3 protein-coding genes are annotated in these 16,857 nt (G+C 58.5%); all 3 read right to left on the bottom strand.

Annotated elements, in window-relative coordinates; genetic code table 11:
* The 3 genes from P0120_10325 to P0120_10315 are packed head-to-tail and all read right to left on the bottom strand — an operon-like array spanning position 1 to position 16,850.
* The gene (locus tag P0120_10325; protein MDF0674713.1) at positions 1–1,071 is read right to left on the bottom strand and encodes a TauD/TfdA family dioxygenase; all 1,071 of its coding nucleotides are present in this window, start codon (positions 1,069–1,071) and stop codon (positions 1–3) included.
* Positions 1,068–8,966 (bottom strand): amino acid adenylation domain-containing protein, encoded by a 7,899-nt coding sequence (locus tag P0120_10320; GenBank protein MDF0674712.1) that lies wholly within the window; start codon positions 8,964–8,966, stop codon positions 1,068–1,070. Before P0120_10320 ends, P0120_10325 begins: the two co-directional genes overlap by 4 nt.
* Before the next feature lie 12 nt (positions 8,967–8,978).
* Positions 8,979–16,850 carry an amino acid adenylation domain-containing protein gene (locus P0120_10315; GenBank protein MDF0674711.1) on the bottom strand — a complete coding sequence of 2,624 codons (7,872 nt, stop codon included), beginning with the start codon at positions 16,848–16,850 and terminating at the stop codon, positions 8,979–8,981.
* Positions 16,851–16,857 lie beyond the last annotated feature (7 nt).

The raw sequence follows: 16,857 nt of genomic DNA, 5'->3' as shown, positions 1-16,857 counted from the left end.
TCACATCTCCTCCGCCACTAGGCGAAAATCGGCTCCGCGGCAGGCTTCTGCCATCGCCACCAAGATTTTGCGCGGTCCGCTGAACGGCCTGCGCCCGTGAAGGGCCAGCATGTTGTCCAATAGCAACACATCCCCCTGTTGCCATGGAAACACAACCATGGCTTCCTGATAGATCGACCGAAGATGTTCAAGAACGTCCGGCTCGATTGGCTGCCCATCTCCGTAGTATGTGTTCTGAGGCAAATCCTCTTCAGTGAATTCTTTCAGAAGCGCTTCTCGTATGGTTGGTTCCAATGTTGAGACGTGAAAGAATGTTCCATGGTTGAACCAAATGGGCTCCTGGGTTCGTGGATGACGCATGACGGCCGGCCCCACTTGCCTGGTCCTCAGTCGGTTCCCTGTCTTCCATTCCACTTCTATTCCCACGCTTCGGCAGTATGCCTCCACTTGAGATCTATCCTCAGTCTGAAAGACCGTCGGCCATGGAAGGCCGAAACCGTCGCCATAATTACGCACATACATGATTTGCTTCTTGAGGAATCGTCGCTTGATTTCTGGATCGATACTCCGATGAACCTCGCGCGTATCCCCAATCGGAGTTTCTCCGCCGTTTTGCGCCGGAACAGCGCAATAAAAGAACAGCTGAAGCGGGAAGACCGGAGAGTACGCGTGCTCGTTGTGGGGGAAAATGCTCTGGTCCGGCGGATAATCGGTAGCCGTATACACATTCGCACCCACTTGCGTGCGCGGTGAGGCCCGGAAACGATACTCCAGCGCACCTCCGGATAGGGCCGTCACACACTGCTCAAAATCTGTGACCCCGTTGACCTGAAAGTTTCGAAACAAGATGGCACCGTGATACAGAAGCCGCGTCTGCACCCATTCTCGTTGTTGCTCGGCCCAACCCACTATGCTGAGTCCTGTTACAGTTGGCTGAACCAGCAAGGGAAGCACTTTCCCGGGGAGAAGCGGTTCCGCCGTCACAAGGTGCTCCTGGGATAAGCTGATGGCCTTCCGGCGTATGCCTCTCAATCTTGGCATGGTCTCGGTTTTCTGATTTGAATCGTTCATCGATCGGTCCTCATGCTTGAGAGGTTTATAGGGGGCGGGCTCATTGCCCTTCGCCGGATGCTCTTGAGATTCCTACTGGTCGCTTGGTGATGTTCTTGCCGGAATCTGGTTCGCTGGAGATTGTCGTGCTCCGCCAGCATGCGTTCGAGTTCTTCAACCGTGACGTGGGGATTCGTTGCAACCTGCTCGACAATCACTGAGAAATATCTCGCAAGCCGAGCGATGCTCCCGGCATCGAAGAGATCGATGTTGTACTCAACCCATCCACTCAATCCATCGGCGCTCTCTTCAAAATTGAGTAACATATCCAATTCGGCGGTTGTCTTTTCATTGTCCATGACGCTGAGCGACAAGCCCGGAGGCTCGTCTGCCGGTGGAGGGGCTTGTTGCAGAATCAGTTTGATTTGAAACAAGGGCGAGTACTGAAGCTCGCGCTTCACCTTGAGGGAAGCGACCAGCATTTCAAACGGTACATCCTGATGAGCATGCCCCGCCAGCGTCACATCACGAACCCGATCAAGCAGCTCTTGGAATGAGAGCGTAGAATCGACAGCCACACGCAGTACGATTTGATTGACAAAGAAGCCTATGAGGTTTTCAACTTCTAGCAGGTTGCGATTGGTCACGTCGGTCCCCACCACGATGTCCCGCTGACCGGTCTCATATCTAAGCAGCACCTTCAGCACAGTCAGGAGGGTCATAAACAACGTCGCCCCACGCCTTCGCCCCAAGGTTCTGAGCCGGTCCACCACACCATTGGATATGCTCATAGAATGAATGGCACCTCGGTAGGTCTGGACAGTTGGTCTCGGCCGATCCGTCGGCAAGGCAATCACGGGAACATCTTTCAACTGTTGTTTCCAATACGCCAATTGTCTGTCCAGTACATCTCCCGCCAGCCATGTCCGCTGCCATACCGCATAATCTGCGTATTGCGCCGACAGCGGCGACAACGAGCATGCCTGTCCGGTCACAGATGCGGCGTATAACTTCGTTATCTCATCAATAAGTACAGTCATTGACCAAGCATCTGAAATAATATGGTGCATGGTGACGAGCAGGACCTGTTCTTGGTCGTCTATTCGCAACAAGTGCACGCGCAGTAATGGTCCGCTCGACAGATCAAATAGCTTTAGTGCTTCTTCCCGCGTCAGCGATTGAACGATTGCCTCGCGTTCGTCCGTCGACACATCCCTGAGGTCGGATACGGACATCGAATGTATGGGTTCCGGGGCGATGACCTGTATCGGCTGACCTCCGCTCATGGGAAACGTTGTACGTACTACCTCATGGCGGCACGCCAATTGATAGAAACTGTTTGCCAGCGCCGCTTCATCCAAGGAGCCGGTGATTCGCAGAGCCACGGGAACGTTATACATCGGACTGTCCGGGGCGAGTTGCCATAGAAACCAGAGCCGCTGCTGCGCAAATGATAACGGCATGGATTCGATTCTCGGCGTAAGCACAAGCGGCGGAAGTTGTCTACCTCCTTCTGCTGCCACAGAACGGTCGACAGCAGCGGCAAACTCTTCAACGGTGGGATGATCGAATAAAGCGCGCAACGGCAATTCAATATGAAAGACCGAGCGAACCCGTGATACCACCTGTGTCGCGAGGAGCGAATGGCCGCCCAGCTCGAAAAAGTTATCGTGGACGCCGAGGTGCTTGAGGCCGAGGATCTCGGCCCAGATCCCGGCCAGAATCTCTTCGGTCGCGGTGCCCGGGGCTCCGTCGCGCGGCGACAGTTGATCGTCATCCGGCACCGGCAAGGCCTTCCGATCAACCTTTCCGTTCGGCGTCAATGGCAATGTATCCAGGAACATCACCACGGAAGGGACCATGTAGTCCGGCAGCGTTTCGGCCGTGAATGATCGGATGGCTGCTGCGTCGCATGCGGGACTCTCGCTCACGATGTAGGCAATCAGCCGCTTGTCTCCCGGACGGTCTTCCCTGACGACCACGACGGCTTCCCGAACGTGTGGATGCTGCATCATCCGCGCTTCGATTTCTCCCAATTCAATTCGATACCCTCGGATCTTGACCTGATGGTCGACACGCCCAAGGAATTCCACTGTCCCATCCGGACGATAACGGGCCTGATCACCGGTTCTATAGAGCCGGCCACCAGGTTGCCGACTGAACGGATTCGGAATAAATCGTTCCGCCGTTAGTTCTGGTCTCTGCCAATAACCTCTGGCTAAGCCATCACCACCGATATAGACTTCACCGGGAACACCTATCGGAACTAGGCAGAACGAAGCATCGAGTAAGTACACCTGAGTATTGCCAATTGGAAGACCGATTGGGACGGTATCATCGGCATGGGTCACAGAAGCTATCATTGACCAGACAGTTGTTTCGGTTGGGCCATATAGATTGTAGGGATTCAATTGATTGGCTAGGAATTCACGAGCCAGTTCCCGCGGAAACACCTCGCCACCGCACAATACTTTCAGCTTTGGAAGACGCTTGGCACTGAGCAACAACCTCCATCCCGATGGGGTCGCCTGCATGAAGGTTGCGCCGACCCGCTCGAGTTCCGCAACCAATCTAGGACCTTCGACCACCACGTCGCGGCTTACAATGACCGTTTTAGCTCCGATCACCAAGGGCAAGAACAATTCCAAGACCGCAATGTCGAAGGAAACCGATGTTGTGGCCGCAACAACTTCGTCATTGCACGGACGCAGAGCCTCGATCATTGACAGGAGGAAGTTCACCACGCTGCAATGCCGGACCATGACCCCTTTCGGCTTGCCTGTCGATCCGGAGGTGTAGATGACATAAGCTAAGTGATCAGGCGATTGCGTTACCGGCAAGTTCTGATCGGATTGACCGACCATTCGACCCCAATCATCCATGTCGATTAACTGAACGCCGTCCAGCTTCATCCCCTCAAGCAGTTTCCTGTGCGTTAGCGCTATTGGTGCCATGGAATCCCTTAGCATGTATTTCAAACGTTCCTTAGGATACGTCGGATCGAGCGGCACATAAGCACCTCCTGCCTTCAGGATCCCAAGCATCGCGACAAGCAGGTCATGAGAACGTTCAAGGCATAGGGCTATCAGGACATCCGACCCAACACCTTCTTCTCGTAATACCCGAGCCAGCTGGTTGGCGCGGGTGTTCAGTTCTCGGTACGTTAAAGCAATCTCTTCGGAGATTACCGCAATGGCATCTGGTGTGTGTTCAACCTGGGATTCGAATATTTCGTGCAGGCAACGGGAAGGATAAGACCGCTCGGTCGCATTCCAGTCGACCAACAGTCGCTGCTGATCGCCAGTCGAGACAATCGACAACTCGGTCAGTCTGGATGCGGAATTTGCGACCATGCTGTCGAGCAATAGTCCCCAATGCTCCGCTATGCATTCCACCGATCGATCGTCTATGCACTGCCTGTCATACGAAAAGATCAGTGATAATTGCTGATCTGGAACGACTGTGACGGTCAGTGGAAAGTCGGTCCACCCTTCTTCGCCATCGAGTAGATCAATGCCGAGCTCTTGACTGTGCTTCTCGATAGCATCGTCGATCACATAGTTCTGAAAAACGAGCACGCTATCAAAAAGTGGAACTCCTCGTTTGATCCCGCTCCATCCCTGCACCCGGAGCAAGGGACTGTATTCGTATCCTCGCAACTCCACATTAGTTGCCTGAATGTCGCGCAGCCAATTCTCCAAGTTGGCCTCTGGGGCGACCTGCACCCGAAGAGGCAGCGTATTGATGAACAGCCCGATGATCGCCTGTCCACCTGGTAGATCGGGAGGACGACCGGAAACTGTAATACCGAAGAGGACATCCTGCTCACCGCTGTAGCGAGACAGGAGGATCGCCCAGGCCCCCTGAATCACCGTGTTCACCGTCACGTGCAGGGATTGAGCGAGCCGATGGATTCCAGCGGTGCGCCCTTGTGAAAACTCGACTCGGTGCTCTCCATAGCGGCGATCAAGAGGCCGAACAGGCTTCGTCGAGTAAATCAATCTAGTTGGCGTGTGGAAGGAATGTAGAAACTGCCTCCAGAACGCTTCCGCCGCTGTCATGTCCTGCCGCAGGAGCCACTGAATATAGTTTCGGTAGGATGATGTGGAGTGCTTCCTGGGGACCTGCCCACTCCGAAGCAGGTAATAAGTTTCCAGCACTTCCTTAAGCAACAGGGCCTGGCACCATCCATCGAGGATTGCATGATGGAGGCTCCACACGATGCACCATAGCTGTTCCCTCATGCGGATGATACACAACCGCATGAGCGGTGGTTTCGCAACGTCAAATCCGCGTATCCGGTCCTGCGCCAAGTATTCACGCAATGCAGTTTCCCGTTCCCTCTCATCTGACAATCCTCGCCAATCACGACGTTCGATCGGAACAGGGATGCTGCGAAAAACTATTTGCAGTGGTTCCGGTGCGACGTTCCACAGAAATCCGGTCCGCAGAATGGCATGGTCTTCGATCATCCGTTGCCAGGCTTGCGTGAAGGCACGGTCGTCAAAGTCAGCAGAGAACGTATATGTCAGCTGGTTGTGATAAACGCCCGTCTTATCCCCTTGAAAGGAATGAAGCAGCATGCCCTGTTGCATTGGAGAACTCGGGTACACGTCTTCGACATCCGCTCCGAATCGGGCAAGGATGGAGTCCAACTGACTTTTATCGACCCTCGCAAGAGCAAACGGTTCGATCGACGCGGTATCCGGGCGCGGTTCTTCTGCTCCCGTGAGGGGAACTTGTTCATCGAGAGAAGCCACCAGAGCGGCGATCGTATGATGTTGAAACACCAGTTTGGGCGTTAGCTTGATGCCCGCGCGGTGAGCCTTGGCAACAATCTGTAGACAGAGGATGGAATCGCCGCCGATCGCAAAGAAGTTGTCGTGAATTCCGACCCGATCAACATGCAAGACATCGGCCCAGATTTGCGCAAGCGTCGTTTCGACGTCGTTCCGTGGAGCGGCGTAGGCGTCACGCTGCGGCGTCTGTGCCTGCTCGGGGTCAGGAAGCGCCGCTCGATCGATCTTGCCGTTGGCGGTCAGGGGAAGCGCATCCAGTACGGTAAGGGTGGAAGGAATCATATAATCCGGCAAATGAACCGCCAGATGGGACCGAACTGAGTCTAGGTCGAGATCGGCCGGCCCCGCGACATAGGCTGCAAGCTGCTTCGTGCCGTCGGCTGCTTCTCGCACGATCACGACGGCGTCCTTCAATCTGCCGTCTCCCCGCAACTGCGTTTCGATTTCTCCCAACTCGATCCGAAATCCGCGCACCTTTACTTGATTGTCCAAGCGGCCGTGGAACTCAACGGTGCCGTCCGGTCGATACCGTGCCCGGTCACCGGTGCGGTACAGACGCCCGCCCCGCCCGCTGAAGGGATTCGGCACAAACCGCTCCGCAGTCAGGTCCGGACGAGCGAGATAACCTCTCGCCAGCCCGTCACCGCCAACATACAATTCGCCGGAGACTCCCACCGGCGTCGGCTGACCGTCAGGATTCAAAATGAAGACTTGGCTGTTTGCCAAGGGTCGTCCGATTGGAATAGCCGCATGCCGGTCCGGTTCCGCATCGATTCGATGGGTGAGGACTCCGACCGTCGTTTCCGTAGGTCCATAGTGATTGATGATCTCCAAGTCCGGTGCGAGCGTCCGGATCCGTTCGACAAGGCTGCTATGAACTGCCTCACCGCCCAGGATCAGGCAACGCCGCGGAAGCACATGCTCCGGCCGTCCCGCTTCAAGTAGGCCGGTCAGATGGCTCGGCACGATTTTCAGCACGTCGATCCGGTGGCCGGCCATGTAGTCCGCGACGGCGTCGGGATCGAATCCCCGATCGACCGACAGCATGTGCAGTGTGCGACCGGAACAGAGTGCACCGAAGATCGAGGTGTTGCCGAGATCTGCCGCCACCGTGGACAGGGTCGCGAAACTGGTCGCTTCATCGAGCGAGAGGCGCGACAGGAGTCCGGAAACGTAGTTGACGACCTGACGATGCTCGACGGTGACTCCCTTCGGCCGCCCGGTCGAACCGGAAGTGTAGATGACGTAGGCCAAGTTTTCCGGTCGCACGTGACGCCGCAGCGGCTCATCGGTCCCAGCCACGATTTCCGGCCAATCGCGGTCAAGATAAACTTGCCGCAACATCGAATCGCTGGACAGGTCACCGGATGCGGCCTGCGTGAGGACTACCCGTGCGCCGCTGTCCGACAGCATAAAAGCCAGCCGTTCTTTCGGAAGCTTGGGATCGAGCGCCACATACGCGCCGCCTGCTTTGAGCACCCCGAGCAATCCGACGATCAAGTCGAGCGATCGTTCCACACAGAGACCGACCCTCATGTCCGGACCGATACCGAGTTTTTGCAAGTACTGCGCAAGCCGGTTCGCCCGGGCGTCCAGTTCTCCATAGGTCAAGGACTGCCCCTCATAGACGACGGCCACGGCATCGGATCGTTCGTGCGCAACTCGTGCAATCCGTTCATGGATACGTTCGCTCTTCACGGGAACCATGGTGCGGTTCCAGTCCATCAGAAGACGGCCACGCTCCGCCTCGTTCAGCGGAGACAGTTCGCCCAGGCGGACCTCCGGCCGTTCCGCCATCGCCATCAGGAGCGTGCGGTAATAACCAAGGAGGCGCGCAATGTCTCCATGTGCAAACCGCTCGCGCGCATAGGAGAGAATCAACCGTAGCTCCGCGGCCGGCTCCACCATCAGTGACAGCGGATAGTTGTTGCGACCGGCCGTCAGGACATACTCGGCATCTTGCCGGTGAGAAGCCAAGGGAGTGATCCGCAAACCGAGCTGATCCCTGTCGCTCCCATCTTCCGGGTAGCTTTCAAAAACGATGATACTGTCGAACAACGGCCGCCCGCCCGGTGTGTCGCTCCAGCGTTGAATCCGTGACAAAGGCGTCCACTCGTATTGCCGCAGCAGGCTATTCTGTTCCTGTAGCGAAGCAAGCCAGTCTTCCAGTTTTACATCAGGGGGCAGGGTGACCCGAACCGGCAGCGTGTTGATGAACAGTCCGACCATGACGTCCGACCCGGGAAGTTCCGCCGGTCTGCCCGAGACGGTCGCACCGAACAGCACCTCGCGCGCCCCGGTGCACCGGTGCAATAGGATCGACCATGCCCCTTGCGCCAAAGTGTTCAACGTAAGGCGGCGGCGTTTGGCGGCGGCGGTCAATGTTTCGACTTCCGCCTTCGACAGGCGCACTTCCTGCTCCGCGTACGGCAGGGATTTCAGTTCGTCGGAAGCCACGCGTTGCGGCATCTCCAGCGGCAACGCGGTCGGTGTCGAAAATTCCGCCAGGCCGTTCCGCCAGAATATCTCGGCGGACTCCAGATTGCGGCTCCTCAGCCAAGTTAAATACTCCGCATAGGGTCTCACGGGTGGTAGCACCGGCTGTCGCCCGTGCGCCAGCGCGTCGTAACAGTTCAGCACCTCGCGCAGGAGCAGCGCCACGCTCCAACCATCCAATAGAATGTGGTGGTGGCTGTTGATGAAATACCAGCGATTATTCTCCATCTGGATCAGCGTGAGCCGCATCATGGGCGGCGTCAGCAAATCGAACGGTTTCCGGCGATCTTCGCGTAGAAACATCGCCAGCGCTTCGTCCCGCCGGCGGCTGTGATGGGCCCGCCAGTCGAGGAGTTGCAGCGGAACCCGCACGCCACGCCGCGCAACCTGCATGGGTTTCTTGAGGCCGTCCCAAACGAAGCCGGTCCTGAGAATGGGATGACGCTCCACCACCTTTTGCCAGGCCTGCTCGAACGGCTTGATGTCCAGCTCTCCGTCGATGATGAAGCCGGTCTGCGTGAAATATGGATCCGCATCCGCGTCGGACACGGCATGGAAGAGCAGTCCTTCTTGCAGTGGAGAGAGATAATGAATCGACTCGATATCCTTTTTCTTACTCATGCCTGCTCCAAGTCAGTTCATTTGCTCTAAGATCGCGTCCAGCGCGTCCTGTTCCAAATCCACATTTGGAAAATCGGACGGCGTGTAACCGCCTGCGTCGGTGGACAGACAATGGGCGATCAACCTTCGCAAATCTCTTTGATATGCCGTCGCCAGGGACGTGATCGTGCCAGAACGATAGCGTTCGCGGCTGTATGTCCACATGACCTCCAGGCATCCGTTCACGACTGACGCATTGATATCCAGTTCATATTCCATCGGATTGCGGGGATCGTGCTCCTTGCCGACCGATTCTGTAGACAGAACGAAGGACGACTCTTCCGTGGCGACCGCATCGAACTGTCCGAGATAGTTGAATCCCACCGGAACCCGCGGGGCAGGGCGCGCCCCGGCTGCCTCGAGACCGTGCTTCGTCAGATATCGAACGATCCCGTAACCGACACCGCGGCCTGGAATTTTCCGCAGTTGTTCTTTCACCGTCTTGAGCGCTTCTCCGGGCGAATCCGAGTGTGTCAAGTCCAAGGTCACTGGGAAGACGCTGGTGAACCACCCGACCGTGCGCGAGATATCCAGTTCTGGAAACAAATCCTCCCGCCCGTGCCCTTCGAGATCGATCGTCACACGATCGAGACCGATCCATCGACCAAGCGTCTGGACCAACGCCGTCAACAGCGCATCGTTGATCTGCGTTCCGTACGCGGCAGAGATATCATGTAACAGCGCCTGCGTATCCCGTTCGTCCAATGACACAGTCAGCGTCTCGGAGGCGGCCTCCCGATCACTGCCGGTTGGATCGTCGACGGGCAGCACGATCGATCGCTCTCCCTCTGTCGTCAGCCAGACGGCGGAAGACGGATCTTTCGTGACTTCGGTTTCGGCATACCGCCGTAACCGTTCGGCCCACTGGCGGAAAGAAGTCGTTTTGGGCGCCAATGGTATCGGACGGTTTTCCACGGCCTGCCGGTAGAGGGTCTGCAGATCCTCCAAGAAGATTCTCCAGGAAACACCGTCCACCGCAAGATGATGCACCGCAATCAACAACCGATCAGACGAACCGTCCCCCATCTCGAACCAGACTACGTGCAAGAGCGGCCCTTCCGAGATATTTAAACTCCCCTGCCACTGCGTGGCCTGCGCTTCGAACGACGCACAGCGTTCCGAGTCGGAGAGCGCGGCAAGATTCACACGGCGGACAAGCGGCCCCTGCGGAATCGGCGCGTGCGATTGGCGCCAACCGCCATCCGTCTGCACGAATCGAAGCCGTAGCGCGTCATGGTGTGCGATGAGCGCCGCCACCGCGGTCTCCAAGGCCGACTCCGCGAGCGGCTCTTTCGCTTCCAGCAAGACCGATTGATTCCAGTGGTGAGGATTGACCAGCGGCAATTCGAAGAACGCGCGTTGAATAGGCGTCAATGGCGCCTCTCCCGTGACCGCTCCCTGCTCCGCTTCCAGCGCGACCACTGCTTCCCGTCCGGCCACCGCCGCAAGCTCGGCCACCGTTTGGTGTTGAAAGATCTGGCGGGGGCTGAGCAACAATCCAACCTGTTTGGCCCGGGCAATCACTTGTAGGCTTACGATGGAATCGCCGCCCAGTTCGAAAAAATTGTCCTGCGTGCCGACCTGCGCCAACCCCAATACTTCTTCCCAAATTTTCGTGAGTGCCGCCTCTGCCGGCGTAGCCGGAGGCCGGTAGGAGCGTTCCGCCTGTCCGGCGAGGTCCGGAGCCGGCAGCGCTCGGCGGTCGATCTTTCCGTTTGAGCTCCGCGGCAAGGTATCCATGAGGACGAACGAACTCGGAATCATATAGTCCGGCAACCTGTCTTGGAGCCGACGCCGCACTTCTTGGAGATCCAACGCTTCCGGGCCATCCGGTATCACGTATGCGACCAGCCGCCGCTGTCCGGGCTGATCTTCACGCGCCATCACCACAGCTTCCAGAACCCCCGGCTGCTCCAGCACTCTGGCCTCGATCTCACCCGGCTCGATGCGGTAGCCGCGTATCTTGACCTGGTGATCCACGCGTCCTACAAACTCGATGGCCCCGTCCGGCCGATAGCGGGCGAGGTCCCCTGTGCGATACAGCCTCGCTCCCGCATCCGGTCCAAAGGGATCCGGTACGAAAGCCGCCGCCGTCCGCTTGGAATCGTGGAGATAGCCGCGTCCCACTCCCACACCTCCGACACAGAGTTCTCCGGCTGTGCCGACCGGCACAGGGGACAGATGGCGATTCAGAATGTAGAGACGCAGGCCTGGAACGGGCCGACCGATCGGCACCGGACGGTCCCCATCGTCCGGAGGCGCATACATCGCGTGAGTGGCGACGTCGTCCGAACATTCGGCCGGTCCGTACACGTTCATCAATGGAATAGTCGGGTAGCGCGCGAACCATCGACGACAGAGGGCCGAGGATAGGGCCTCCCCCGTCGGCAGGACCCACCGTACTCTTGCCAAAGCAGGCACGCTCCCATCAACGGCAAGAAGCCCCTGCAGCACCGCAGGAACCGGCTCGACGATGGTGATGCCGGCCTCGTCCAAGTGATACAACAACGCCGTTGGATCATGGGCCACGTCGTCCAGAACGATGTGTACCCTCGCGCCGCACAACAGGGCCGCCAGAAACTGCCAGACGGAGATGTCGAAACATTGCGAGGCGGTCTGCGCGACGACATCGTCGGCGCTCATCTCCAGACTGTCCAGCTTGTACAAGATATTGTTGAGCATGCCCTCCTGCGCGACCATCACCCCTTTGGGCGTGCCGGTCGAGCCCGATGTATAGATGAGATAGGCCAAGCGTCCGGCTGCGCGGATCGGTCTGAGACCGGCCGGATCAATATCCCGCTCCATCACCTGTTCGATCGTCAGCATCCGCGGCCGCCTGTCCGCCGGAAGTTCGTTCACCAGGTCGGTGGCTCGAGCCTCCCATTCCCGCGTCACCAACAGAACGAGCGGACGGCTGAGTTCCCCGATCTGCGCCATGCGCTGTTTGGGGTGCCGCGGATCCAACGGCAGATAGGCGCCCCCCGCCTCCAGGACTCCGAGGATCATCGCCAGCAGCCCAGGGCCCCGTTCTCCGAGCAAGGCCACGACCGAGTCCGGACCGACTCCGGCTGCCGCCAACGCGTCCGCCGTCTTGCTCGCCCGTTGATGGAGCTCCCGATAGGTCCAACTCTGTTCCCGACATACGACTGCCGTAGATTCGGGCGTGCGCTCAACTTGCGCGGCGAACCGCGCGACATAGTCGAGCGTCAAATCCGGACCCGGAACATTGTTCCACTCGACGAGTTGTAGGTGACGCTCGCGTTCCGTCAAGGGAGACGTATCGTGTAGTCGTCCTTCCGGCTTGGCGATTATGGAAGCCAGAATCTTCAGGAAGCCGTCCGCAAACTCTCGGACGGTGCTTTCATCGAAAAGATCCGTATTGTATTCGAAGGACCCGGACAGCCGGTCCGGCTCGACGACCATGTCCAGTGACAGGTCGAACAGCGCGGTACCTGGATCGATCTCCATGTTGTCCACCCGAAGTCCCGGGGGTTCCATGGATTGTTCCGCCGGCGTCTGCACGGTGAACATGACCTGAAAGAGCGGAGAATGGCTCAAATTCCGCTCCGGCCGCAGCGCGTCCACCAGATGTTCGAAGGGAAGATCTTGATGGGTCTGGGCATCCAGTACTTCCTTTCTGACACGATCTAACAGATCGATCCAGCGCGGGTTGTCCGGAATATCCGTTCGCAACACGAGCGTGTTGACGAAGAGTCCGATCAGCTCTTCCACCTCGATTCGGAGCCGGTTCGCGACAGGACTGCCGACCAGAATGCTGGTTCGGCCACTATAATGGTGCAGCAACGCCGTGAACGCCGTGAGCAGGGTCATATAGAGGGTGAGGCCCTGCCGTCGGCTAAAGCCTGTGATCTGCTGCACCAACTCGCCCGGTACCGCAAACTCGCAGCATGCGCCACGATAGGTCTGCACCGTGGGACGAGGTCGATCGGTCGGTAACTCCAAGGCGGCCGGCGCATCCCCCAAGCGGTCTTTCCAATAGGCCAGCTGAGTCTCCAGCACGGCCCCCTGCATCCAGTCACGCTGCCAGACCGCATAATCGGCATACTGGATGGACAACGGCGGCAACGCTGACGGTTGTCCCGAGAAACCGGCCTGATAGTACGTCACCAATTCCCTGATCAAGACGTCCATCGCCCAGCCGTCGGAGACGATGTGATGAAGGGTCATCAGCAACACGTACTCCTCTTCCCCGATGCGCCAGACTCGCGCGCGCACCAGCGGCCCGCGCGTCAGATCGAAAATTCGCTGTGCTTCCGCTTCGGTCTGCTTGGTCAACTCGTCCGTCCGCTTTTCCTCAGGGATCTCGCGGAGATCGACGACGGGAATCTCGACCATCATCGATGACAGCACGACCTGCGTCGGTTGTCCGTCGGTTTCCTGAAACACCGTCCGTAAGGCTTCGTGCCGCCCGATCACTTGATTGAGACCGGCCGTCAACAGATCCACATCCAACCTGCCCAGCAGGCGGAACCCGGCCGGAAGATTGTAGAAGGGGCTGTCCGGCTCCAGCTGCGCGAGGAACCAAAGACGCTGTTGGGCGAAGGACGCGGGCAGCGGGCCGGTGCGGTCGACCGGTACTAATGGTGGTGCCTGGATGGCCGCGACGTCTTCCCGCGCACGATCCACGGCTGCAGCCAAGGCCGCGACGCTGGTGGACTCGAACACGGTCCGCAGCGAAAGCTCAACGTGGAACGTGCTGCGGAGCCGGGACATGATCTGCGTCGCCAGCAGCGAATGCCCTCCCAACTCGAAGAAGTCGTCGTGAACGCCGACCCGCTCGACACCCAGCACATCAGACCAGATGCCTGCCAGAATTTCCTCCGTCGCCGTGCGCGGCGCCGTATAGGAACGGGCGAACTGATCGCCCAGATCCAACGCCTCCAGCGCGAGGCGATCGATCTTGCCGTTCGGCGTACGAGGAAGCACCGGCAACGGCACAAACGCCGTCGGCACCATGTATTCGGGGAGCTGCGGCAGTAAGAGTTCGCGCAATGCGGGCACGCTCAGGCCTCCCTCCTCATGACCGACGAGATAGGCCGCCAATCGTTTCTCGCCTCGTGCGTCGGTATGCAGCAACACGGCCGCTTCGCGGACGAGCGGGCTCGACAACAGATGCGTTTCGATTTCGCCCAATTCGATCCGAAACCCGCGCAGCTTGATCTGCTGATCGACGCGTCCGACGAATTCGATAGCTCCATCTCTCCGATAACGGGCCAGATCACCGGTCCGATACATCCGTGCGCCCGGCTCGGATCCGAACCGGTCCGGCAGAAAGACTTCGGCAGTTCGGGCGGGATCTTGCAAATATCCACGACCGACCCCGATCCCCGCCACATAGAGTTCACCGCAAACCCCCGGCGGCACCGGCTCCAACCAGGCGTTCAAAATGTGCAGGCGGGTCCCTTCGATCGGGCATCCGATCGGCATATGCGTCATGTCGGCCGCCGGCGGCTCAAGGATGGGATGGACGGCCACATCGTCCGCGCATTCCGCTGGTCCGTAGGCGTTCAGCAATGGAATTGTCGGATAGCGGGCCAGCCACTGGCGACACACCGGCGGCGGAAGGGCCTCGCCGGTCGGCAGGACCCATCGAAGCCTTTGAAGCCGAGGCGCGGCATCGGATCGTACTTCCGATGCCGCATCCAACAGGCCCTGGAGGAGAGCCGGGACGGTTTCCAGAATTGTGATGTCCACCCGTTCAAGATGCGTGAGTAGCTGAAATGGATCTTGTGATGTATCGTCAGGAACGATGCTCGTCCTGGCTCCGCATGTGAGCGCCGTCAGGAACTGCCAGACGGAAATGTCGAAACATTGCGAGGCGGTCTGCGCGATAACGTCGGCAGGCCCAAGCGCCAACCCCGATACCTTGCTGCGGATATTGTTGAGCATGCCGCGCCTTGTGACCATCGCTCCCTTCGGCACTCCGGTGGAACCGGAGGTATAGATGACGTAGGCCAGATGTTCGGATTGTCCTCGATCGCCTGGGTTATCTTCACGACAGGCTTCATCGAGAATCCGTTCGATCGCCATGAGCCTGGGACGTGACGCTTCATCGATCACCACGACCGCTTCCTGCAGTCGCGCAAGATACTTCTGCGACGTGAGCACGACTGAGGAGCGGCTCAATTTCACAACCTGTATCAGACGCGACACAGGATGATGTGGGTCGAGAGGCAAATACGCGCCGCCTGCCTTGAAGACTCCCAGCATCATCGTGAGCAGATCGATGCCACGATCGTCCAGCAGCGCCACGACGGTGTCCGGCTGCACCCCCGCTTCGGCCAACGCATGCGCGACTCGGTTGACCCGCCGATTCAATTCACGATACGTCGCCTTCTCTTCGAGGCATTCAACCGCCACCGCATCCGGACGACGCTCGACCTGTGCTTCGAACAGCCGCGGGAGGCTTTCGGACTGTTCCTCGCAGGCAGCCACGGCTTCAGGATTCCATTCGGTCAACAGTTGCAGCCGCTCATCCTGTTTGAGCGGCGATAGGTCGGCGAGCCGAGCAGTCGGCTGTTCCGCCATCACTTCGAGCAGTGTCTTGAAATGCCTGATCATGCGGCCGGTCGTATCGGGGTCGAACAGCCGCTTGTCGTAGGAAATCTTCAGCCCCAATTCTCGTCCCGGCCATCCCATGACGGTAAGGGGATAGTTCGTGTGGACTCGGTACTGTTCCTCTTCGCCCTTGAAAATGATCCGTCCCTCGCTAAGTTCCCGATCCACCGGTGCGTTTTCAAAGACGAACAGACTGTGGAATAGCGCCTCCCCCCGCGGCACCTCACTCCATCGCTGCATCTGGACGAGCGGTGCATAGTCGTACTGCCGCACGCGCACGTTCTCCGCCAACAGGTCCTTCAACCAATCCGTCAGGGGACGGTCCGGCTGCATGGAGATTCGAAGCGGCAGAGTATTGATGAACAGACCAAGGATCGACTCGACGCCCAGCAATTCGGTCGGACGGCCGGCCACCGTAACCCCGAAGAGGACCTCGCGTTCGCTGCTGTAGTAGCTGAGCAATAGCGCCCACGCGCCCTGAAAGAACGTGTTTACCGTCAGACGATGCCGCTGGGCCAGATCCACGAGCGTCGCCGAGGTGTCGGCACTCAGGTACAAACAGTGATCCGCCGCGTCTTCGTTTTGGTCGGCGAGGCCTTCCGGCAACCGGTCATAAGGCAGCGGCGTCGGCGTGGGGAAGTTTTTGAGGTACCCCCGCCAGAAGGATTCCGAAGCAGTGATGTCCTGTTTCTGCAACCACGCGATGTAATCGCGATAGGGACGCGGTTTCTCGCGCGTGAGTCGCTCACCCCGCACAAGCGATCCATAGTGACCGAGGAAATCCATTAAGAGGAGAGAGATGCACCATTCGTCGAGGAGAATATGGTGGAAGCTGTGCACGAACTGGTAACGGTCATCCGCCAGCCGGATCAGCCACAGCCGCATAAGCGGCGCCTTTGCGAAATCGAATCCTTCCCGGAGTTCGGCTTCCAGCTCGGCGTCCAACCGCGCGATCTGCTCGCGGCGGGTCTGACCTCTCCAATCCAGCGAGACGATCGGCACATCCACCCGTTTGTGCACCGCTTGCAGCGGACGCTTTTGGTTCTTCCACACGAACGAGGTTCGGAGCACCGGATGTCGGTCGAGCACGACATTCCACGCTCGCACGAACGCGTCATAATTCAGGTCGCCCTCGAGGAGATACCGGTTCTGCATCAGATAAATCCCGGTGCCGGGATTCATGAGCGTATGAAACAGCATCCCCTCCTGCATCGGAGAGAGAGGATAGATCGAGTCGATGTGATCGGGTAATGCGGACTTCGTCACTCCGTCT

Origin of the sequence: Nitrospira sp. (assembly GCA_029194675.1) — a bacterium.
Lineage (GTDB): Bacteria > Nitrospirota > Nitrospiria > Nitrospirales > Nitrospiraceae > Nitrospira_D.
Note: the sequence above shows the minus strand (reverse complement) of the source record. Positions and strands in the feature narration are given on the sequence as shown.

Coding starts and splice junctions, on each gene's coding strand:
- P0120_10320 (MDF0674712.1), bottom strand. CDS start 8,966: ATGAGTAAGAAAAAGGATATCGAGTCGATTCATTATCTCTCTCCACTG.
- P0120_10325 (MDF0674713.1), bottom strand. CDS start 1,071: ATGAACGATTCAAATCAGAAAACCGAGACCATGCCAAGATTGAGAGGC.